This is a genomic window from Pseudosulfitobacter pseudonitzschiae (assembly GCF_900129395.1).
GTDB classification, from domain to species: Bacteria; Pseudomonadota; Alphaproteobacteria; order Rhodobacterales; family Rhodobacteraceae; genus Pseudosulfitobacter; species Pseudosulfitobacter pseudonitzschiae.
On the sequence record NZ_FQVP01000008.1, the window covers coordinates 116,340 to 138,450 of the forward strand.

Below are 22,111 nucleotides of genomic sequence, written 5' to 3' on the forward strand. Positions count from 1 at the left end.
CGTTACGACCCAGTGCCAGGGGGGTGTTTCTGCGCCGCGATGTTGCGCCGCATCAGGCGCTGGTACAGCCCGGGAGACGCGCGCATGATCAGCGCGGCAAGGCGGGCGACGCGGCCAACGGGGATGAATTCACGCCCCTTTACAACGCCGCTCAGGATCACCGAGGCGGCTGCTTGTGGTGACATATAGTCGATCCCGTCCGCCGCAGAGCCGGGCCGCACGATCCCGTCATCGGTGATCTCGGGATTGCCGATGTTTGTCGCCACGAAACTGGGCGCGGCGATCAGGCAACGCACGCCGTATGCGGCCTCTTCTGAGCGGAGGGACGTGAAAAAACCCTGCAATGCGTGTTTCGACGCGGCATAGGCGGTGCGCCCGTGCAAGGGCGCGAAACCGGCAACCGACGAGATGGCAAGGTGCGTGCCTTTGCTGTCGCGAAGCGGCACGAGGAACGCCTGCGCCATCGTCACCGCGGCGAAATAGTTGATCTCAAAGACCTTCCGGTGACTTGGCATGTCGGCCTGCGCAAACATGCCAATCTGGGACACGCCGGCGTTGTAGATCACCATGTCGATCGAAGGCCGCGCGGCGATGATCTGCGCGGCGGCCTGCGTCAAAGCCCTTGCGTCTGTCAGGTCAACGGCCACGGGAGTGCGGCTGGGCGAAGGCTTCAACCCGCGAATGTCGATGTCCATCAACACGCAATGCCAGCCCTGTGCCTCCAGTTGCGTGGCCAGCGCCCGACCCAATCCGCCGTTGCCACCTGATATGACAGCCGTCTTCATAGGCCCGCCTCGGTCTTCCACAAATCGAACACTTGCGCCGAAGTCAGTTGGGGCGTGTAGCCAAACACGTTCTTCAGGCGCGTGTTGTCCAGAACGGGCCGGTATTGCAGGAACCGGACCTGCTCGGGTCCGTATTGCGACAGCCCCAATGGGTGGGCGACGGCCAACGCCGCCTTCAAAGCCGCGGCGGGAAGGCGCAGAACCGGCTTGCCAAGCGCCTGTGCGAGGTCATCGACCGTCAGCCAGCCATCGCCAGCCACGTTGTAAATGCCCGCAGGGCCAGCCGTGGCAGCGCGTTCCACGATGCGGGCCAGGTCCTGGGTCCAGATGAACACGAAAGGGCTATCGCAGTTGCGGATCGCCAGCAGTCTTTTGCGCCGGAAGAGGGCGGCGATCTGGTTGTCGGTGTCCGCGCCCAGCACGGTGCCCACGCGCAGAACGACCTGTTCCAGCGCTGGGTGGTCGTGCCGCGCATCGGCCAGGATTTCCTCGACCTGACGTTTGTGGTCGGCATAGGCGAATTCCGGGTTGCCACGGCACGACGCGTCCTCGGTCAACGGCACCGGATTGTCGGCGTGATAGCCGTAGGCCGCGCCGGAGCTGGTAACGACCAACCGTTTGACCCCATGCGCGACACAGGCCGCCACGACGTTGCGCGTGCCGGTGACATCCACGGCAAAGGCCTGTGTGCGGGTCATGTCGGGGGGCGGGGTCACGATTGAGGCCAGATGCACGACCACATCGGGCCGCTCGGCGCCGACCACCGTGTCGGGGTCGCTGGTGGTCACATCCATGCGCCGGAAGGTCACGTGCGGTGGCAGGGTGGCGCGGTCCAGGTCGGTTGCGATGACATCGTGGCCCGCCAAGGCCCCGACCAAGGCGCGCCCGACCATGCCTGCGGCTCCGGTGATCAGGATGCGGGTCATCGGGCTGCCCGCGTGCGCGACATAAGCTGGGCCAGCAGCAGTCCCGATATCGCATGCCAGATGCCCCAGAAAGCGGCGACAATCGCCATGCCGCCCAAGCCCCCGAAAAAGCCGAAGATCAGGACCAGCCCGAGGCCCGAGTTCTGAATGCCCGTTTCGATCGTCACGGCCTTGCGGTCAAAGGGCGACAGCCCTGCAAGGGTGGCCAATGCGTAGCCACCGCCCAACCCCAGCGCGTTGTGGACGATCACCAATCCGGCAATGCCGCCGGCGAAGGCCAGAAAAATGGACCAGTTTGCGGCAAGGGCGATGACGATAAAGCCCACGAAGATGGCCATGGATATCCATTGCAGCGGTTTGCGCAACCGGGCGGTCAGCGCGGGGTGTTTGCGGTTCAGCGTCAGGCCGAGGATCAGCGGCAGGATCAACATCAGCCCCACAGTGATCGCAATGTTCACCGGATCAATCTGCGTGCTGCGCAAAAGGCTGGCCGAGGGCGGATAGAGGCTGCCCCAGAATGCGATATTGGCAGGGGTCAGCAGGATTGCCCCGACGGTGGAAAACGCCGTCATCGACACCGACAGTGCCGTGTTCCCGCCCGCCCTGTGCGTGATGAAATTCGAGATGTTTCCGCCCGGACAGGCCGCAACCAGGATCAGTCCCAGCGCCACCGAGGCCTGTGGTTGCACCACGATGACCAACAGGTAGGTCAGGACCGGCAGCAACAGGAATTGTGATATCAGCCCGATGATCAGCGGCTTGGGCGCCTTGGTGAACGCCCGGAAATCGCTGGGTTTCAGATCAATGGCGATTGAAAACATCACAACCGCCAGAATGCAGTTGAGCAACATCAACGATCCGGCCGAGAATGAGACGACGGCGTCATCCATCATGGCTGATCACCTGCCAGTTTTGCGATCCAGCCGGTGACAGCTTTGCGGTAGGTGGCCTTGTCGACGTAATAGGCCATGCGGGGCAATTCGATATAATTCATGCCGCCAGTGGCCCGTGTGAACCCCCGCGCCTTTGTGTCCTGCAGGGTTTTCGCCGCGGGGGTGCCCTGTCGCAGCCCCTTGATATAGCGCACGACCATCTCGGCCTGTTCGTGCCGCCCCTGCCAGCCCAGCCCCGAGGCTTCGACCATGCCCAACACGAACAGGTCGTCACGCTCGGGATGCATGCAGTTCAGGTAAAGATGCGGCGCATCGCCCTGCCAGTTCAGGAGTGCTTTGTCGATGAACGGATAGTCGAGCCTGTAGCCCGTAGCGGCGAGGATCATGTCGTAATCCGCGCTGGTGCCATCTTTGAAATGCACCGTTTGCCCGTCAAAACGCTTAATATCCGGACGCACCGTCAGATCGCCGTGACCTGCGTGGTACAAAACCAACGAGTTCACGACCGGATGGCTTTCGTACAGTTTGTAGTCCGGCTTGGGGAAGCCGTATTTCTGCGGGTTGCCGATGAACCACTTCAGGATCGTTCCATCCACGATCCGTTTAAGCGCCATGGGCAGCTTGATCGCCCCGCCCATCGTATCGGCGGGTTTGCCAAAGATGTATTTGGGCACAAAGTAATATCCCCGCCGCATCGACAAATCGCACGACAGCCCGTGATGGATGGCATCGACAGCGATGTCACAGCCCGAGTTGCCCGCGCCGATCACCAGCACGCGCTTGCCGTCGAACTGGCTGGCGGTACGGTATTGTGAGGAGTGGATCAGCTCGCCACTGAATTCGCCCTTGAACATGGGCAAGTTCGGCGTGCTGAGCGTGCCGTTTGCGATCAGCAGGCCGGAGAAGTCCTGGGCATGTTCACCTTGGGCATCTTGCCATGTCACCCGCCAACCGTCACCCGGTCCGCCCAGCGGCACGCAGGACAACACCCTGGCCCCGAAACGGTAGTGGCGGTTCAGGTCGAAAGCTTCTGCAAATGCTTCGAAATACCGCTTCATCTCGCGGTGCGACGGATATTCGGCCGCGTCGTCGCGCATCGGGAAATCTGCGAATTCGGTCATTCTTTTTGACGAGATCAGATGAGCAGATTCGTACATTGTCGAAAGCGGGCCATCTATGTCCCACAAGCCGCCGACACCGGAATGCAGCTCGAACCCCTGAAAGGCTACACCGTTCTCGGACAGCAGCTTGGCCGCCGCCAGACCCATTGGGCCGGCCCCGATCAAGGCGAACTGCGCACCTGTGCCTGTCATATCTTCCTCCCGTATGTTTTTAGATTGAACAAATGTTCAAAATAAGGCAAGATTAAATAATGAAGCCAGATCAAGCCACTGATAAGAAACGTAAAAGAGCGCCCTCCAAGCGATCCTTGGCGACGCGTGAACGGGTTCTTGATGCGGCAGAACTGGTGTTTGCCCACCGCGGTTTCGACGGTGCCACGATTCGTGACATCGCAGCCGAAGCGGGGGAGCCTATCGGCACGATCCACCATCACGGTGGCGGCAAAGAGGCGCTGTTTCAACAGGCTGTGGCGCGCCGCGCCGAGACCTTGTCGCGCGCACGTCTGCAATCGCTGGAACAGGCGAAGGGCAGCGGCACATTGTCCCTGAATGGAATTCTGGACGCCTTTATGCGGCCCTTCTTTGCCCTGTCGGAAGAAGAGCCGGGGTGGCGGAACTATGCACGTCTGGTTGCTTTCGTGTCGGTCGATGACCGTTGGCGGGAAATCTCCGGGCAATGTTTCGATCCGACCGCCACGATTTTTATCGAGGAAATCCTGTTGCAGCTGCCGCATGCGTCCAGACAGCAGGTCGCCGAAAGCTTTGTTTTTTCTGTTTCGGCCATGCTCGCGTTGCTGACCTCGAAGAACCGGATTGGTGACTTGGGGGCCGGCGGATCGACCGAGCAGGATCAGCTTGCCCATCTTGTCCGCTTTTGCGCTGCCGGGTTTGCAAGCTGACGCAAAGCGGCGGGCGACGATTTCAACCACATTGCTTACCTTGAGGCCGGTATTCGGTGCTGTTAGGCTGATTTCTGTCGCGCCCGGCCCTGTGTTGCTTTGATTGCGCCGCGTCACGACATAACCAACTGAAAGTCCCTGCCATGTCCCACGACCACGACCATGACCACGCGGGCCACGATCACGACGGGGTGCACAGCCACGCCCCCGATGTCAGCGCCAGCAATGAAAAAGTCGTATTGGTCGGTTTCCTCCTGACCTTTGGCTTCATGTTCGCCGAGCTCATCGGCGGGCTGTTGTCCGGGTCCTTGGCACTTATTGCCGATGCGGGGCACATGTTCACGGATGCCGCCGCATTGGCGTTGTCCTGGGCGGGCTTCCGTTTTGGCCGCCGCAAACGGGATGACAAGCGCACCTTTGGCTACATGCGTTTCGAAATTCTCGCAGGTTTTATCAACGCGATTTCGCTGATCCTGCTGGTGCTCTGGATCGCCTACGAGGCGGTGCAGCGGCTGCTGGAACCGGCGCCCGTGCTGGCGGGACCGATGATGGTGATTGCGGTGCTGGGTCTGGTGGTCAACTGCGGTGTCTTCTGGATGCTGTCAAAGGGTGACACCGCACATGTCAACATCAGGGGGGCGATGGTGCATGTGATGGGCGACCTGCTGGGATCGGTCGCGGCCATCGTGGCGGCGATTGCCATTTATTTCACCGGCTGGACCCCGATTGACCCGATCCTGTCGGTGCTGTTGTCGGCCATCGTCCTGCGCTCGGCTTGGGCGCTGCTCAAGGCGTCGCTGAACGTGCTGATGGAAGGCACGCCGGGCAATGTCGTGGTGTCGGATCTGAAAGAGACGCTGGTCGCGCGGGTTCCCGGTCTGATCCATGTCGACCACGTGCATGTCTGGTCGATCACCTCGGGACAGCCTGTGGCGACGATGGACGTGCAGCTGGCCGAGGGAACCGATCCGGCCATTGCCCTGTCCGAGGTCAAAAGCCTGCTGGCGCAGGAATACGGGATTTCGCATTCGACCATTGAAGTGGACTTTGGTCAAAGCGATGCGGTTTGCGCACTGGACCCCGATGTCGAAGGCGCGGGCGATCATGATCATGATCACGACCACCATGCCCACGCACACCACCACAGTCCCAAGCCTGCATGATTTTCACGCCGGTCGCGGTGTGGTGGGCGGGTGTTACTCAGCCGCCACAGGTGCCGCCTTTGCATCCCTCATGGGCGGACGCGGTTGGTCACCTTCGTCCATCTGCGCCCTGACCCTGCGCAAGCGCAGTGCGTTGCTGAGCACGAAGACCGACGACAGGGCCATCGCCCCGGCCGCCAGCACTGGCGACAGCAGCACGCCGAACGCGGGGTACAGCACGCCCGCCGCCACCGGGATCAGCGCGGTGTTATAGCCAAAGGCCCAGAACAGGTTCTGCCGGATGTTGCGCATGGTTGCACGGGACACGGCAAAGGCGTTGACCACCCCACGCAAATCCCCGGACATCAGCACCACATGGGCCGATTCAATGGCCACGTCCGTGCCGGTGCCAATGGCAATGCCAACGTCGGCGTGCGCCAATGCAGGTGCGTCGTTAATGCCGTCCCCGACAAAGGCCACCTTGCGCCCGCCGGTGCGAAGGGTGTTGATCGCGGCGACTTTGCCGTCGGGCAGAACGCCTGCGATCACGTGGTCGATGCCCAGCTCAGCGGCAATCGCATCGGCTGTCTCGCGTTTGTCGCCGGTGATCATGGCGACCTGCAACCCTTGGGCGCGCAGGGCGGCGATGGCGGCGGCGCTGGAGGGTTTCACCGGATCGGCCACGCCGATCACCGCCGCGATGCGCCCGTCGATTGCCGCAAACAGCGCGGAACGTCCCGATTGCGCCAATGACGTCTCGAGCTGTGCCAGCGCGCCCGTATCGATGCCGTCGCGCGACATCAGGCGATCCGCGCCCACCAGCACGCTACGTCCCGCGACCTGGGCGCGGACGCCATAGCCTGCGATTGCGGTGAAATCGCTCACCTCATGGCGCGCCACGCCCTCGGACTGGGCCGCGCGGACAATGGCCTGTCCGATGGGATGTTCAGAGCGTTCCTCGACCGCTGCGACCAGCGCCAGAACCTCGGCCCGCTCGAACCCGTCAGCCAGTATCAGATCGGTCAGCTCGGGACGTCCTTCGGTCACGGTGCCGGTCTTGTCCAGCGCAACCACTTCGACCTCGCACAGCTCTTGCAGGGCATCGCCCTTGCGGAAGAGCACGCCCAATTCCGCCGCGCGTCCGGTGCCGACCATGATCGACGTGGGCGTCGCCAGGCCCATGGCGCAAGGGCAGGCGATGATCAGAACCGATACGCCCGCGACCAGGGCATAGGTCAGCGCAGGGGCCGGGGCGAGCAGCAGCCACGCCAGCACTGTCAGCGCCGCGATGCCCATGATTGCAGGGACGAACCACAGGGTGATCCGGTTCACCAGGCCCTGGATCGGCAGGCGCGCGCCTTGCGCCTCTTCGACCATGCGGATGATCTGGGCCAGCGTCGTGTCGCCGCCCACACGTGTCGCACGAAAGCGGAACCCGCCTGTGCCGTTGACCGTGCCGCCGGTCACGATGTCGCCGGTCCCCTTGGTTACAGGCACCGGCTCGCCCGTGATCATGCTTTCGTCGACGTGGCTGTTGCCATCGACAATCTCACCGTCCACGGCCACCCGTTCGCCGGGGCGCACGACCAGAATGTCGCCTGCACGTATGTCGTCGATGGCCAGTTCCATGATGACGCCGTCCCGTTCGACGTTGGCCGTGCGGGCCTGAAGCCCCAGCAACGTCTGGATTGCAGCGCCGGTACGGCCCTTGGCGCGCGCCTCAAGCCAGCGACCGATCAGGATCAGAACGACGATGACCGCCGCCGCTTCGAAATAGACCGCGCGCACCGCTTCGGGCAGCAGGTGGGGCAGAAAGGTTGCGATGACGGAATAGGCATAGGCCGCCAGTGTGCCAACCGCGACCAGGCTGTTCATATCCGGTGCGGCCCGCAGCAGGGCGGGGATTCCCTTGGCATAGAACATGCGTCCCGGGCCGATCAGCACAAGCGTGGTCAGAACGAACTGGATCACCCAGGACGTCTGGGTGCCGATGGTGTTGTGAACCCACATGTGAAAGGCCGGAATCATATGCCCGCCCATTTCCAGAACGAACACCGGCAGCGCCAGCGCCGCGGACAGCAGCACCGAACGGCGCAGGTCGGCGGCTTCTTCCTCTTTGCGGGTGGTGGTGTCATCCGCCTGTCCGGCGGCATGGACTTTTGCCGGATAGCCCGCGCGGGTCGCGGTGGCGGCAATCTGGGTCGGGGTGACAGTGCCATCGACATACCGCACGGCGGCGCGTCCTGTGGCCAGGTTGACCTGGGCCAGTGTCACGCCGGGCAGCGCGTTCAACGCCTTTTCCACACGCCCCACGCAAGAGGCACAGGTCATGTCGGCAACCTCAAGGACGGTGTCCAGCGTGCGTGCAGGGTAGCCGGCGGTGTCCAGCGTATCGGTCAAAGCCGCAGCGGTGACGGTGCCATCGTGGCGGATGCGGGCGGTTTCGGTGGCGAGGTTCACTTGTGCCTCTTGCACGCCGGGCATCGCGCTCAGCGCTTTTTCGACCCGCCCGACGCATGAGGCGCATGACATGCCGTCGACCCGCAGAACTAGGGTATTTGCCGTTTCCATCGCAGTGCATCCCGTGTGGTGAGAGGTGATTGCCCCCTACATAGGGTCTCCAGTTGCTGGAAGGTAAAGGGGGTGCCGAAAGAAATATCTGCCCCCTTGACTCTCCAGTGGCTGGAACCCCCATCTGTGTCCAACGTAACCGTTTCAGCGGCAGCCGCGTTGTCGCGCACAGGTGCCCGAATTGGGCGGACCAGAGGACATATCCAATGAACGAAAACATCATCACACCCACCGCTGCACGGTTCCACGTGCCGGACATGACCTGCGGGCATTGCGAAAAATCGGTGCGCGGCGCTCTGGCGCAAGTGCTGCCGGACGCTGCCGTCAACGTCGATCTGCCCACACATATGGTTCAGGTCGCAGGTGACGCCGAAACGGCGCGCGCGGCTTTGGAAGGTGCAGGTTTTACGCCGACGGTGGTCTGAGGGCGTTTTGCGCCACCGTCGCGCGGCCATCCTGCCGATGGCAGGGCACCAACCGTTCGTGATTTTTCAGGTGGCGCTGGGTCAGCCTTCTAGCCTGCAGACGTCCACAAGCGTTGTGTGGGCGCTGCATCCCTGGCCCAGACGCGAGGTGCCAAGGTCGCGGGTCAGCGTGTTGGGGTTGCCGTGCGGGTCCATATTCTCGCCGGGATCGCCAAACCATGCACCTGTTGGCAGCGCGACCACGCCCTGACGGATGCTGTCGCTGACAGAGGCCCGCGCGCGGCAGGCCCCGCGGGCGTTGAACACGCGCACCATATCGCCGGTTTGAACGCCGCGTTCGGCGGCGTCCTCGGGGTGGATGACCAGCGTTTCTGGCCGTGCGCCGGGCACATCGGCCAGCGCGCTTTCCAGCTGGCTGTGCAGTTTGTCGCCCGGTTGCGGCGACACCAGATGCAGCGGCGTGGCGGCTGTCGCCGTGCCAAGCCATTCGGTCGGGGGCAGCCAGACCGGATGACCGGGACAGTCATCATAGCCAAAGCCGTCGATGGTTGCGGAAAAGATCTCGATCTTGCCCGATGGTGTTTTCAACGGCATTGCATCGGGGTCTTCGCGGAACAGTGCGAAAAACGTCCGGTTGGGGCCGCTTTTCTGGATCGGCAGATGCACCCAGTTTTGTGCTCTCAGGCCGTCCAGATCGGGCACCTCGATACCCTGAAGGGCAGCCCGTTCGCGATACTCCTGATAGAGGATTTCGATCCAGGCATCTGCGTCCTTGCCTTCGGTAAAAGCCTCGCCCAGACCCATCCGCTGTGCCAGGCCTGTAAAGATGGCATAATCGTCGCGTGCGTCACCCACAGGCGTGATCAGGCGCGGCATGTGGAACAGGTAATCGTCCATGCTGGTGCGCCCGATGTCCTCACGCTCGTAGGGTGTGGTCGCGGGAAAGACGATGTCCGCGCGCTTGGCGGTTGCGGTCCACCATGGTTCGTTGACGATGATCGTTTCGGGGCGCTGCCATGCCTCGTGCAGGGCGTTCAGGTCCTGGTGGTGATGGAACGGATTGCCGCCCGCCCAATAGACCAGGCGGATATCGGGATAGGGCGCGCGGGTTCCGTTAAAGTCATACATCTGGCCAGGATTGCGCAGCATGTCGGCCACGCGGGCGACGGGGATGACCGTGTTGACGGGGTTCTGACCTTGGGAAAAGGTCATGCCGCTCATTCCTTTCAGCGATTTTCCGACCCCGCCGATGGCGCCATAGCCGTAGCCGATGCCGCCGCCGGGCAGACCGATCTGGCCAATCATCGCGGCCAGCACTGCGGACATCCAATAGGGCTGTTCGCCATGTTCGCCCCGTTGCAACGACCACGCGACGGTGATCAGTGTGCGGGTCGTGGCCATGCGCCGCGCCAGTTCGCGGATCGCGTCCGGTTCAGCGCCGCACAGGGGGGCGGCCCATTCGGGCGTCTTGGGCTGGCCGTCGGTCTGTCCCAACAGATAGGGACGAAAGCGGTCGAACCCGACGGTGTAGCGTTCAAGGAACGCGTGATCTGCCAGGCCTTCGTCTTCCAGCACATAGGCCAGCGCCAGCATCAAGGCAGTGTCCGAGCCGGGGCGGAGCGGAAGCCATTCGCAAATATCGGGTGCATCCACCCGTTGCGGTCCGATGTTGACACAGCGCATGCCCTTGGCGGCAAAGCGGTCGAACCATCCTGCGGTTTCGTGTTCGGTGATGCCGCCCATGCTGACCTGGGCATTCTTCGGATTGACCCCGCCGAACATGACCAGCGTTTCGGTGTTGTCATGTATCGTCTGCCAGCCGTCCTGGTGTTCGTAGAGGAACTTCAGAAAGTTCTCGCCAATGACATGGGGCATGATCGCCTGCGCGCAGCCGGTCGAATAGCTGCCGAAAGACGCCACATAGCCGCCCGCCGTGTTCAGAAACCTGTGTACCTGGCTTTGTGCATGGTGAAACCGTCCGGCTGATCCCCAACCGTAGGAGCCGCCGTAGATGGCGTTGTTGCCATGGGTTTTGCGGACGCGGTCCAGTTCGGCGGCGGCAATGTCCAGCGCCTCGTCCCAGGGCAATTCAACGAAGGTGTCGCTGCCCCGACCGGCGGGGGTGCGCGTTTCCAGCCAGCCGCGCCGGATGGACGGGCGCGCGACGCGGGTGTGATGATGTACGGCCTCGGGCAGGATGTCGGGAATGGCCGAGGGATGCGGGTCGGCCGCAAAAGGGCGCGTGGCCACGATCCTGTCGTTTGCGACATCGACCTCGAAAGCACCCCAGTGGCTCGTCGTGACCTTGGTGCGGGTGCCTGAGATGTCGGCCATTTTGAGGTTCCTTTGCGGATATTGGAATGTCGATTTGCGGCGAAGCTAGGCTTGGCCGCCGTCAAATGAAAGACCCATACCGCGCGTCAGGACGATTTGGGCGGTGGGCCAACGCCGCTTATGCTTCATCTGTAGGTTCCTTTCGGGCGGCGGAATGACTACGAAGGACGTCGAGGCAGTAAACAGGAGATAAAGATGCGCAAAGCCATCCTTCTTGCAGTTGTGTCAGCGATGCTGGCCACCCTATCCCCCATCGGACCGGCAATGGCCGCCTCGCTTGGGGATTTTGAAGTCACCGGCGTGGATGATGACGACATGCTGAAAATGCGGGCCGGTCCGGGTACGGGCTACAAGGTGATTCTGGGGCTGCCGAACGGCACGGTCCTGCGGGTTCACAGCTGTACGCAGACCGGCGGTACGCGCTGGTGCGAAGTGTCGCTCAAGGCGGCGCGCGCGATGAAGGGACATGTGTCTTGGGCTTACCTGCGCAAGCATTGATCCGGCTGGCGTGCTCAAAGGCTGCCGACGATGGCCCGCGCGGCTTCGATGGCGACTGGGGCGGCTTGGTGGGCGAAATCCTCGGGTGTCCATTCCGACAGTGACGCCGCGACATGGATTGCGCCCAGCGGGCTGCCGTCCCGTCCGGTGATGGCCACGCCGATGGCCACCTCGCCCAGAACAAATTCATCGTACAGCAGTGCGAAACCTTCGCGCCGCGCCGTGCGGATTGCGTCCAGTATTTTTTCCGGGTCGGTCTGCGTCTTGGACGTGTAGGCATGCAGCGGTGTGCGTCCGATCACATCGCGCACCGCATCGTCGGGCATGGCGGACAGGACGGCGCGGCCACCGGCGGTGCAAAAGGTCGGGATGCTGTGGCCCACAAGGGTCGCGTAAAAGGTTTCGCGTTTGCTTTGCATGCGCAGGGCGTAGATCAGTCGGGTTTCGTCAAACAGGCTCAGGTCGACGCGTTCGGCGACGGTCTTGCGCAGCTCCAGCAGCACCGGCGTCGCCTTTTGAACCACCGGGTCCATACGCAACGTGTCCAGCGTGTGGTCCAGCAACCTGAGCCCCGGAAGATACCCCCGGTCATCGGCGCTGCGTCGGACGTAACCCAGTTGCAGCAGCGTGTGCACCAGCCGTTGTGCCGCCGACCTGTCTATGCCTGCCCGTTCCGCAATATTCGCGAGGCTCAGGGGGCGATCTGCATGGTGAAAGGCGCTGAGCACTTGCATTGATCGCGCTGCGGATCGCACAAAAAGCCGATCTTCCTCTGCTTGGAAATTGGTCGCTTTGGGCGAATCCGAACGCAGAATGCTGGGCATCAAATACCTCTGTGTTGACGTGAACGAAGAATCATTCCTATGATTGAGATACGATACACATGTATCGCTATGCAATACACTTGCTCAGTTAATGTTCCACGACAGGGGCCGGGCAAGAGGATGGGGATTTCATGAAAGTAGCCTTGGCAGGCTTTCTGCACGAGACGAATACCTTTGCGCCCGATCCGGCGGATATGGCCGCGTTCCAGGCGGGCGGTGGATACGTTCCGTTGGTTAAGGGCGCGCAGATGTTTGAAGCCCTGCGCAGCGTCAATCTGGGTATGTCAGGTGCGCTTGGTGTGGCTGCCGAAAAGGGATGGGATACGGTTCCGGTCCTGTGGGCGGGGGCGATCCCCTCGGCACCGGTGACGGAACAGGCGTTTGAACAGATCCTGGGTGACATAGTCGAAGGTATCCGCGCTGCGGGGCCGTTGGACGGGGTATTTCTGGACCTGCACGGCGCGATGGTCGCCGATCATGTCGACGACGGCGAGGGTGAGATTGCGGCCCGCGTGCGTGCCGTCGTGGGGCCCGACGTGCCCATCGCGGCGGCGCTGGACCTGCACGGCAACATTTCCCAAGCCTTTGTGGATACCGTCGACGTGCTGGTGGGGTTCCGCACCTATCCGCACATCGACATGGCCGATACCGGTGCATCTGCGGCGCGACTTCTGGACCAGTTGATGCGTACCGGCCAGCGCCCGGCCAAGGCGTTTCGGCAGATGTCCTATCTGGTGCCGATCCCGTTCCAGAGCACCGATCTGTCCCCGGCCCGTGCGCTCTATGAGGGGCTGGAGACGGTCGAGGCCGATGGCGCGTTGACTGCGTCGCTGTTCATGGGATTTCCGGCGGCGGACATTCCAGATTGCGGGCCTTGCGCGATTGCGTTCGCCGAAACTCAAGAGGCGGCAGACCGCGCTGCCGATGCGATTGCAGCCGCGTATGAGGCGGTTGAATCAGATTTCGACAATGTCACCTATCAGCCGGACGATGCGGTCGCCTATGCCCAGGCCGCAGCGGGCGGGGCGGGCGCGGGTCCGGTCATAATCGCCGACACCCAGGATAACCCCGGTGCGGGTGGTGTGTCTGCCACGACGGGGATGTTGCGCGCGCTGGTCGATGCCAATGCCCAAGGCGCCGCCATCGGGCTGATCGTTGATCCCGAAACGGCCCGTGAGGCCCATGCCGCGGGGCAGGGGGCGACGGCCCGCTTTCGCATCGGCGGTCACGCGGCGTTGCCTGATATTCTGCCGGTTGAAGTGGAGGCCGAGGTTGCCTTTCTCTCTGATGGCAGGATGCAGGCGACAGGTCCCTATTATGGCGGCACCCATCTGGATTTCGGCCCATCCGCGTGCCTGCGCATCGGTGGTGTGTCGGTGGTGGTGACCAGCCGCATCGCCCAGATGGCCGACCGCGAGATGTTCCGTTTTGTGGGCGTCATACCAGAAGAGCAGGCGATACTGGTTGTCAAAAGCTCGACCCATTTTCGCGCCGATTTTACACCCATCGCCCGCGAGATCATCGTGGCCGTTGCCCCCGGGCCGATGCCGTTCAATCCCGCCGACCTGCCATTCACGCGGCTGCGCGAAGGGTTGCGCCTGTGCCCGAACGGCCCTGCTTTCAAGACTGCGCGTGCCAACCCCGGCGCGCCTTGATCGCGGCAGAACCCTGTCGCGCTTTAACCACCAGCGAAAACCAACAAGGGAAACAAAAAATGCTGACACTAAGATCTGCTTTGAAAACCACCCGCGGCCTTGCTGCGGCTTTGGCCACGGGCACGGCCCTGATGGCCCCCAGCGCGTTGCTGGCCCAGGACGGTGAGAAAACACTGACTGCCGTTATGCACTCGGGGTTGCGCGTTCTTGATCCGGTCATCACCACGGCGCACATCACCCGCGACCACGCCTATATGATCTATGACGTGCTGACAGCCGTTGATGAAAACTTTGAACCGCAACCACAGATGGCAAGCTGGGAAGTATCCGACGACGGTCTGGTCTATACCTTTACGCTGCGCGACGGTTTGCTGTTCCACGATGGCGCGCCGGTGACATCTGAAGACGTAGTTGCCTCGCTGAACCGCTGGGGCAAGCGCGACTCGGGCGGTCAGCTGATCTTTGACGTGACGGCGAGCCTTGAGGCCACCGATGAAAAAACCGTCGTCTGGACCCTGAGTGAACCTTTCGCGCCCCTGCTGGATGTGATCTCCAAACAGTCGGCTGTGCCGCCGTTCATCATGCCGGCACGGATCGCGGCCACGTCGCCCGACGAGACCATCACCGAATACATCGGTTCCGGTCCCTTCGTCTTCAATGCTGACGAATATGAACCCGGTGTATCGGTCACATACGAGAAATTCGACGATTACGTACCCCGCGAAGAGCCGGCATCCTGGATGGCGGGCGGCAAGGTCGTCAACGTCGATAAGGTCGTCTGGACGACAATGCCGGACGCGCTGACCGCGATCAACGCGCTGTCGGCGGGCGAGATCGACTATCTGGAGCAGGTGCAGATCGACCTGTTGCCGATCCTTTCCTCGAACCCCGATGTCACCGTCGAAAAGCGGGACGAACTGGGCTATGTCGCCGTGGGCCGCCCCAACTTCCTGCTGCCTCCCTTCGACAACCAGCTGATCCGTCAGGCGGCCATGGCCGCGTTGGACCAGGAATCGATGCTGGCGACCATGCAGGGCGATCCCGAATACTATAACGTCTGTGGCGCGATCTTTGGGTGCTCGACTCCGTTGGGCAGCGAAGCCGGGTCCGAAGACCTGACCGGCGGGGCCAACATCGAAAAGGCCAAGGCGCTGCTGGAGGAGGCAGGCTATGACGGCACGCCGGTCACGTTGATGGCACCCACGGATGTGGTCAGCCTGATAAACCAGCCGGTTGTGGCGGCGCAGGCCCTGCGCGAGGCGGGCTTTGAGGTCGATCTGCAATCCATGGACTGGCAGTCGGTTGTGCAACGTCGCGCCCAGCAGAACCCGGTCAGCGAAGGTGGCTGGAACCTGTTCTTTACCAACTGGATGGTGCCCGAAATCTCTGATCCGCTGATCAACGTGATGGTCAACGGACGCGGAGACGACGCATGGTTCGGCTGGCCGACAGACCCCGAGATCGAAGAGCTGCGCGCAGCCTTTGTGGCCGCCCCTGATGCCGCCGCGCAAAAAGAGGTCGCGGAGAAAATCCAGGAACACGTCATGACGAACGTCAACTACTTCATGATGGGTGAATACCTGATCCCGCAGGCGCGTCGCAACACCATCCAGAACATGCTGCCGTCGCCGGTGCCGGTGTTCTGGAACGTGACCAAAGAAGCTGAATAAGCGCAAACAAGGGGCGCGCGGCAGCGTGCGCCCCTTTCCTCATTAAACTGTGCGCCTGACGCATCCCGCCCGACCAACCCCAAGGAGCATCCCGCATGTTCGTCTATATTCTTAAGCGCGTGCTGGCCACGATCCCGGTGATGGTGATTGTCGCCATCTTCGTGTTCCTGCTGCTGCGCCTGACGCCGGGTGATCCGGCTGCGATCCTTGCCGGAGATGCGGCGACACCTGCGCAACTTGAACGCATCCGCGACAGTCTGGGTCTGAACGATCCGCTGCTGACGCAATTCATGACATGGATGGGACAATTGGCGCGGGGCGATCTGGGCACGTCGCTGTTGTCGAACACATCGGTCGCCGGAATGGTCGGCGCCCGATTGGGGCCAACCATCAACATCGCGTTGATGACCATCGTGATCTCGGTCCTGCTGGCCGTGCCGATGGGCGTGATTGCCGCATGGCGTCACCGCACATGGGTCGATTTCCTGGTCATGTCCTTTTCGGTTCTGGGCTTTTCGGTGCCGGTCTTTGTGATCGGCTATATCCTGATCCAGATCTTTGCGATCGACCTGCGCTGGGTGCCGGTGCAGGGGTACAAGGCCCCCTCGGAAGGGTTTGGTGCCTTCTTCAGCCGCGCGATCCTGCCGTCGCTGACGCTGGCCACGATCTATATTGCACTGATCGCGCGGATGACCCGCGCGTCGATGCTGGAAGTGCTGGGCGAAGACTATATCCGCACTGCCCGCGCCAAGGGCGTGCGCGAGAATGTCGTGCTGTTCCGTCACGCGCTGCGCAATGCGGCCGTGCCGATCCTGACGATCATCGGCACCGGCTTTGCGCTGCTGATCTCGGGCGTGGTGGTGACCGAAAGCGTGTTCAACATCCCCGGCATCGGGCGGCTGACCGTCGATGCCATCCTGGCGCGCGACTATCCGGTGATCCAGGCGATGATCCTGCTGACGGCGGGCATCTATGTGATGGTCAACTTGCTGGTTGATATCTCCTATTCATTCTTCGACCCAAGGATCAGGTACTGACATGGCCGAAACTCCTCAATCCCGACACAGTGCCTTTCAGGTCCTCACCGGTCTGTTTTCCTTGCCCGCAGGCGCCCGGGTCGGCATCGGTCCGATCCTTGCCGCTGTGATCCTGGTGATCATCGTGATGGCGGCCCTGCTGGCACCCTATTACGTGCCCTACGATCCGCTGGCGATGAACGCGATGGCGCGGCTCAAGCCGCCTTCGCCAGAGTTTCTGCTGGGCACAGACCCCTATGGCCGCGACATCTTTAGCCGGGTGATGACCGGCGGGCGGGTGTCGCTGCTGATCGGTATCGGTGCGGCGGCGGTCAGCGTGGCGGTCGGGCTGATCATCGGTTTGGTCGCGGGGTATTTCCGCACCGCCGACAGTATCATCATGCGTATCATGGACAGCCTGATGGCCATCCCCGCCATCCTGCTCGCGATTGCGCTGGTGGCGCTGAACGGTCCCAGCCTGGGGTCGGTGATCGTCGCCATCACGATTCCCGAAGTGCCGCGCGTGGTCCGGCTGGTGCGGTCGGTCGTGCTGTCTGCGCGCGAAGAGCCATATGTCGAGGCGGCGATCGCGCTGGGCTCATCGATGCCGAAAATCCTGATGCAACACCTGATGCCCAACACCTTTGCGCCGCTGATCGTGCAGGGCACCTATATCTGCGCCTCGGCGATCCTGATCGAGGCGATCCTCAGCTTTCTGGGGGCGGGCGTGTCGACGGAAATCCCGACGTGGGGAAATATCATGGCCGAAGGACGCAGCTATTTTCAGATCAAGCCAGGGCTGATCTTCTGGCCGGGGCTGATGTTGTCGCTGTGCATTCTGGCGATCAACCTGTTGGGCGACACCGCGCGTGATCTGCTGGACCCACGCATGAAAAAGCGGGAGGGATAAGATGGAATTCAAATCCAAAGACTTCAGCGACGCCAAACGCGTTCTCAAACTGCGCCAGCTCAGTGTCGGCCTGACCGGGCGACCCGACGCCGACCCCGTCCTGAACGGGATCGACCTGGATATCCGCGCGGGCGAAACCCACTGTCTTGTGGGTGAAAGCGGCTCGGGCAAATCGGTGACCTCGCTGGCGGTCATGGGCCTGTTGCCCAAGGACGCGCTGGAGATACAGGGCGGGTTGATCGAACTGGAAGGCGCCGAGATCACCAACGCCAAGCCTGCGCAGATGCGCGAGTTGCGGGCGCGGCGGATTGCGATGATCTTTCAGGAACCGATGACGGCGCTGAACCCCGTGCTGCGGGTGGGCGAGCAGATCGAAGAAGTGCTGAACATGCACACCGAAATGTCCCGCGCAGAGGCCAAGAAGCGCACCATCGACATGATGGAGCAGGTTCACCTGCCCGATGTGGAACGTATCTATTCGGCTTTTCCGCACCAGCTTTCTGGTGGTCAGCGCCAGCGCATCATGATCGCCATGGCCCTGATCCTTGATCCCGACCTGCTGATCGCGGACGAGCCGACAACGGCGCTGGACGTGACCACGCAGTTGCAGATCCTCAAGCTGATCTCGGAAATGCAGGAACGCCATGGCACCGCGGTGCTGTTCATCACGCACGATATGGGCGTGGTGGCGGAAATCGCCGATACTGTCAGTGTGATGCAAAAGGGCCGCATCGTCGAACGCGCGCCCATCCGTGAACTGCTGACCAACCCGAAAGAGGAATATACCCGCACCCTGCTGGCGGCTGTGCCCAACCTTGCACCGCGCCCTGCGCGTGCGGCGGCAGGGGCGGGCGATGTCATCAAGGTCGAAGGCCTCGAGATGACCTATGGCGGTACCGGGTTTTTCCGGAAGTCGGCAGGGGTCAAGGCGGCGCAAGATGTGAACTTTTCCATCGCGCCGGGCCGGACACTGGGCATTGTTGGTGAGAGCGGATCGGGCAAGTCCACGGTGGCGCGCTGTGTCATGCGGCTGATCGACCCCACGGGCGGTGCCGTGACCGTGGCAGGCAAGGAGATCGCGCGGCTGAGCCGTCGCCAGTTGCAGCCGCACCGGAAACATTTCCAGATCGTGTTCCAGGACCCGTACCGGTCGCTGAACCCGCGCTGGACCGTGGCGCGCAGCCTGTGCGAGGGGCCGATCAACTTTGGCACGTCAAAGGCCGATGCGATGGCTCATGCCGCCGAACTGCTTGAACTGGTGAACCTGCCGCGCGATGCGCTGGACCGCTATCCGCACCAGTTCTCGGGTGGACAGCGCCAGCGGCTTGCCATTGCACGCGCCGTGGCGATGAAGCCTGACCTGTTGGTCGCGGATGAGGCCGTGTCGGCGCTGGATGTCAGCGTGCAGGCGCAGGTGCTGGACCTGCTGGACGATGTTCAGGACCGCTTTGGCATTGCCATGTTGTTCATCACCCACGACCTGCGCGTCGCGGCACAGATCTGTGACGAGGTTCTGGTGATGCAAAAAGGATTGGTCGTCGAACATGGCCCCGCGGGCGAGGTTCTGGCCAATCCCAGTCACGACTACACACGCAAACTGATCGAAGCGGCTCCGGGCCGCCATTGGGACTTTGCCAATTTCCGCGCGCTGGAGACAATGCGCGCAACACAAGGAGCCATCTCATGAGTGTTATCCCCAAAATCGAAGCCTTCGCGGCCGAGCTGACCGAGATTCGTCGCGATTTTCACGCGCATCCCGAGCTTGGGTTCGAGGAAACCCGCACGGCGGCCATCGTGGCCGAGAAACTGCGCGCTTATGGCGTGGACGAGGTGCACGAAGGTCTGGGCGGTACTGGCGTTGTCGGTCTGATCAAGGGGCAGGGCGGCGGCAACCGCCGCGTCGGTCTGCGTGCCGATATGGATGCGCTGCCGATTGAAGAGGCTTCGGGCGTTGCCTACAGCTCGACCAATCCGGGGCGTATGCATGCCTGCGGCCACGACGGGCACACCACGATGCTGCTGGGCGCCGCCCGCTATCTGGCAGAAACCCGGGATTTCGACGGCACTGTGGTGCTGATCTTTCAGCCCGCCGAAGAGGGCTTAGGCGGTGCGCGCCGTATGATCGAAGAGGGCCTGTTCGAGAAATTCCCCTGCGACGAAATCTACGGGATGCACAACGATCCGAATTCGGAGCCGGGCGTGGTCAGCGTGACGCCGGGGCCTGCGATGGCCGGGGCCAGTTTCTTTGACATCACCATCACCGGCACCGGCAGTCACGCGGCGATGCCGCATCAGTCCAAGGACCCGATCGTGATCGGCACGGCGCTGATCCAGCAATTGCAATCGGTGGTCAGCCGCAACACGCCGCCGACCAAGCCGCTGGTGCTGTCGGTGACCAAGTTCAATTCCGGATCGGCCTATAACGTCGTGCCCGGTGGTGCGACAATTGCGGGCACGATCCGCTATTTCCACGATGACGTGATCGAAATGGCCGAAAGCCGTATGCGCGAACTGTGTGAAGGCATGGCGCTGGCCTATGGGGTCAAGATCGACGTGGACCTGCGCAATGTCTTTGACGTGCTGATGAACGACCCGGATCTGTCCACGGCCTATGTGGCTGCGGCTGCGGGAGTGGTCGGAGCGGATATGGCCTCGGAAGGCACCGAGCAGGCGACAGGGTCCGAAGACTTTGCAGACATGCTCAAGGTGGTGCCGGGTGCCTATTGCCGCGTGGGCCATGCGGGCAGCATCCCGCTGCACAATCCCGCATTTGTGCTGGACGATGCCATCCTGCCGGTTGGCGCATCTATCTATGCCCGCATCGTCGAGACCCGCCTGCCCAAGGCCTGAGGCGCTACATTATACACGACAACTGCCGGTGCATCGCCGCCGGACCGGAGGAGACACCATGACCAACCCGCTTGATCTGCCCTTTGACGCAGACGAAATGATCGCAGGGCTGAAACCCTGGATCGAAACCGAAAGCCCGACCTTCAACGCCGCTGCCGTCAATCGCATGATGGACGTGGTCCAGCATGATCTGGCGGCACTGGGCGCGCGGGTCGAACGTATTCCGGGCCGCATGGGGCTGGGCGACAGCGTGCGCGCCACCATGCCCCACCCCAAAGCCGGGGAGGGCGGTATCCTGTTGCTGGGCCATATGGATACGGTGCACCCTGTCGGCACGCTGAAACAGTTGCCCTTCAAGCGTGAAGGCGACATCTGCTATGGCCCCGGCCTGATGGACATGAAGGGCGGCAACTATGTGTTTTTGGATGCCTTGCGCAAACTGCTGGCCGCGGGGGTGGAAACACCGCTGCCAGTGACGGTCCTGTTTACGCCGGACGAGGAAATCGGCACGCCCTCGACCCGCGAGCTGATCGAAACCGAGGCCAAGCGGCACAAATATATCCTGGTCCCCGAACCGGCCCGCCCGGACGGCGGCGCGGTGATCGGGCGCTATGCGATTGCACGGTTCAACTTGCAAACGCGCGGCAAGCCCAGCCACGCCGGTTGGGCGCTGGCCGAAGGCAGGTCTGCGATTGCCGAGATGGCAAAGTCGGTGGCGGTGATCGAAGGCATGACCACGGACGACTGCACCTTCTCGCTGGGGGTGTTCCACGCGGGCCAATGGGTGAACTGCGTATCGTCCTTTTGTGACGCCGAAGTGCTGAGCATGGCCAAGACGCAGGAGCTGTTGGACGAAGGCGTGGCCAAGATGCTGGCGCTTAACTCGGACAGCGGCGACGTGATTATGGAGGTCAAGCGCGGCGTGACCCGCCCCGTATGGGAACCGAACCAGCCCGGCACCATGGCAATGCTGAAACTGGCACAGGAGATTGCGGGCGAGATCGGCTTTGAAATGTCGGGAGCCTCGGCAGGGGGCGGCTCGGATGGCAACTTTACCGGCTTTCTGGGTCTGCCCACGCTCGATTCCATCGGGGTGCGCGGTAAGGGGCTGCACACGTTGACCGAACACATCGAGATCGACAGCCTGGTCGAACGCGCCAAGCTTGCGGCTGCCCTCTATTGCCGTCTGGGCGCGTAGACAGCGCGACCCCTTTTATATGCAGAAGACGACCGCGTGGATCATGAGGTCGTCTTGCCCCAACCCTCTCTTGATCCGGTGCGATTCCCCCTCGAGGCTGCCCGATTCCCCGAAATCCCGAAAATGGTGCAGTCGAAAGCGCGATTCTGACGTGACTCGGGTCAGTTCGCGGCGATGAATCACGCCTGGGCGGAGATTCCCGCAAGAATACCGGGGTCCTGCGCCTGAAACATGAAGGTGATCCACCATTTGATGAGGGATATAGGTCGATAACCTGTTGATTTAAAACAGGTTCCCGATTTTTTTCAGAAAACTGTCATATTGTTTAAAAAAGGGGTTGCGGGTTTTGGGTGTTAGACTTAGAACCCCCTTCACCGGCGGCGCAGTGATGCAC

At 62.3% G+C, this 22,111-nt stretch carries 18 protein-coding genes; 11 read left to right on the plus strand and 7 right to left on the minus strand.

Annotated features, from left to right (window positions below):
• Positions 1 to 2: 2 nt before the first annotated feature.
• The 4 genes from BUC08_RS19890 to BUC08_RS19905 are packed head-to-tail and all read right to left on the minus strand — an operon-like array spanning position 3 to position 3,917.
• Entirely contained in the window at positions 3 to 785 is a 783-nt protein-coding gene (locus BUC08_RS19890; protein WP_037931368.1) for an SDR family NAD(P)-dependent oxidoreductase, read from the minus strand.
• Complete coding sequence (locus BUC08_RS19895) at positions 782 to 1,711, minus strand: SDR family oxidoreductase (protein WP_037931371.1); 930 nt, start codon at positions 1,709 to 1,711, stop codon at positions 782 to 784. Before BUC08_RS19895 ends, BUC08_RS19890 begins: the two co-directional genes overlap by 4 nt.
• Entirely contained in the window at positions 1,708 to 2,604 is an 897-nt protein-coding gene (locus BUC08_RS19900; protein ID WP_037931373.1) for a bile acid:sodium symporter family protein, read from the minus strand. Before BUC08_RS19900 ends, BUC08_RS19895 begins: the two co-directional genes overlap by 4 nt.
• The gene (locus BUC08_RS19905) at positions 2,601 to 3,917 is read right to left on the minus strand and encodes a flavin-containing monooxygenase (protein ID WP_037931377.1); all 1,317 of its coding nucleotides are present in this window, start codon (positions 3,915 to 3,917) and stop codon (positions 2,601 to 2,603) included. Before BUC08_RS19905 ends, BUC08_RS19900 begins: the two co-directional genes overlap by 4 nt.
• A gap of 116 nt (positions 3,918 to 4,033) precedes the next feature.
• On the opposite strand from BUC08_RS19905, the gene BUC08_RS19910 reads away from it, so the two are divergent.
• On the plus strand, positions 4,034 to 4,624 hold the full coding sequence (locus tag BUC08_RS19910) for a TetR/AcrR family transcriptional regulator (protein WP_143186795.1): 591 nt from the start codon (positions 4,034 to 4,036) through the stop codon (positions 4,622 to 4,624).
• 143 nt (positions 4,625 to 4,767) lie between these two features.
• The gene (locus BUC08_RS19915) at positions 4,768 to 5,787 is read left to right on the plus strand and encodes a cation diffusion facilitator family transporter (protein ID WP_037931383.1); all 1,020 of its coding nucleotides are present in this window, start codon (positions 4,768 to 4,770) and stop codon (positions 5,785 to 5,787) included.
• 33 nt (positions 5,788 to 5,820) lie between these two features.
• Here BUC08_RS19915 and BUC08_RS19920 read toward each other — a convergent pair whose 3' ends face one another.
• Positions 5,821 to 8,337, minus strand: a complete 2,517-nt coding sequence (locus BUC08_RS19920) for a heavy metal translocating P-type ATPase (protein WP_037931386.1) — start codon at positions 8,335 to 8,337, stop codon at positions 5,821 to 5,823.
• Positions 8,338 to 8,543: 206 nt separating this feature from the next.
• Here BUC08_RS19920 and BUC08_RS19925 point away from each other — a divergent pair, with 206 nt between their 5' ends.
• Positions 8,544 to 8,762, plus strand: coding sequence for a heavy-metal-associated domain-containing protein (locus BUC08_RS19925; protein ID WP_037931389.1), 219 nt, complete (start codon positions 8,544 to 8,546; stop codon positions 8,760 to 8,762).
• Between the two features lie 81 nt (positions 8,763 to 8,843).
• Here BUC08_RS19925 and BUC08_RS19930 read toward each other — a convergent pair whose 3' ends face one another.
• On the minus strand, positions 8,844 to 11,096 hold the full coding sequence (locus BUC08_RS19930) for a molybdopterin-dependent oxidoreductase (protein ID WP_037931392.1): 2,253 nt from the start codon (positions 11,094 to 11,096) through the stop codon (positions 8,844 to 8,846).
• Positions 11,097 to 11,291: 195 nt separating this feature from the next.
• On the opposite strand from BUC08_RS19930, the gene BUC08_RS19935 reads away from it, so the two are divergent.
• Positions 11,292 to 11,594 (plus strand): SH3 domain-containing protein, encoded by a 303-nt coding sequence (locus BUC08_RS19935; RefSeq protein ID WP_037931395.1) that lies wholly within the window; start codon positions 11,292 to 11,294, stop codon positions 11,592 to 11,594.
• Positions 11,595 to 11,608: 14 nt separating this feature from the next.
• On the opposite strand, the gene BUC08_RS19940 is transcribed toward BUC08_RS19935, so the two are convergent.
• The gene (locus BUC08_RS19940; protein WP_143186796.1) at positions 11,609 to 12,418 is read right to left on the minus strand and encodes an IclR family transcriptional regulator; all 810 of its coding nucleotides are present in this window, start codon (positions 12,416 to 12,418) and stop codon (positions 11,609 to 11,611) included.
• A 131-nt stretch (positions 12,419 to 12,549) separates the two neighbouring features.
• Here BUC08_RS19940 and BUC08_RS19945 point away from each other — a divergent pair, with 131 nt between their 5' ends.
• The 7 genes from BUC08_RS19945 to BUC08_RS19975 all read left to right on the plus strand — a co-directional run bounded on the left by BUC08_RS19945 (position 12,550) and on the right by BUC08_RS19975 (position 21,717).
• On the plus strand, positions 12,550 to 14,073 hold the full coding sequence (locus BUC08_RS19945) for a M81 family metallopeptidase (protein WP_037931398.1): 1,524 nt from the start codon (positions 12,550 to 12,552) through the stop codon (positions 14,071 to 14,073).
• Positions 14,074 to 14,132: 59 nt separating this feature from the next.
• Positions 14,133 to 15,743, plus strand: a complete 1,611-nt coding sequence (locus tag BUC08_RS19950; RefSeq protein ID WP_037931401.1) for an ABC transporter substrate-binding protein — start codon at positions 14,133 to 14,135, stop codon at positions 15,741 to 15,743.
• Positions 15,744 to 15,838: 95 nt separating this feature from the next.
• The gene (locus BUC08_RS19955) at positions 15,839 to 16,780 is read left to right on the plus strand and encodes an ABC transporter permease (protein WP_028957835.1); all 942 of its coding nucleotides are present in this window, start codon (positions 15,839 to 15,841) and stop codon (positions 16,778 to 16,780) included.
• Position 16,781: 1 nt separating this feature from the next.
• Complete coding sequence (locus BUC08_RS19960; protein WP_037931404.1) at positions 16,782 to 17,669, plus strand: ABC transporter permease; 888 nt, start codon at positions 16,782 to 16,784, stop codon at positions 17,667 to 17,669.
• Position 17,670: 1 nt separating this feature from the next.
• A complete protein-coding gene (locus tag BUC08_RS19965; RefSeq protein WP_073194408.1) occupies positions 17,671 to 19,356 on the plus strand; it encodes an ABC transporter ATP-binding protein in 1,686 nt (561 codons plus the stop codon).
• Entirely contained in the window at positions 19,353 to 20,519 is a 1,167-nt protein-coding gene (locus tag BUC08_RS19970; protein WP_037932060.1) for a M20 aminoacylase family protein, read from the plus strand. The genes BUC08_RS19965 and BUC08_RS19970 overlap by 4 nt, the downstream gene beginning before the upstream one ends.
• A 58-nt stretch (positions 20,520 to 20,577) precedes the next feature.
• Entirely contained in the window at positions 20,578 to 21,717 is a 1,140-nt protein-coding gene (locus BUC08_RS19975; RefSeq protein ID WP_037932057.1) for a M20/M25/M40 family metallo-hydrolase, read from the plus strand.
• The last annotated feature ends 394 nt before the right edge of the window (positions 21,718 to 22,111 follow it).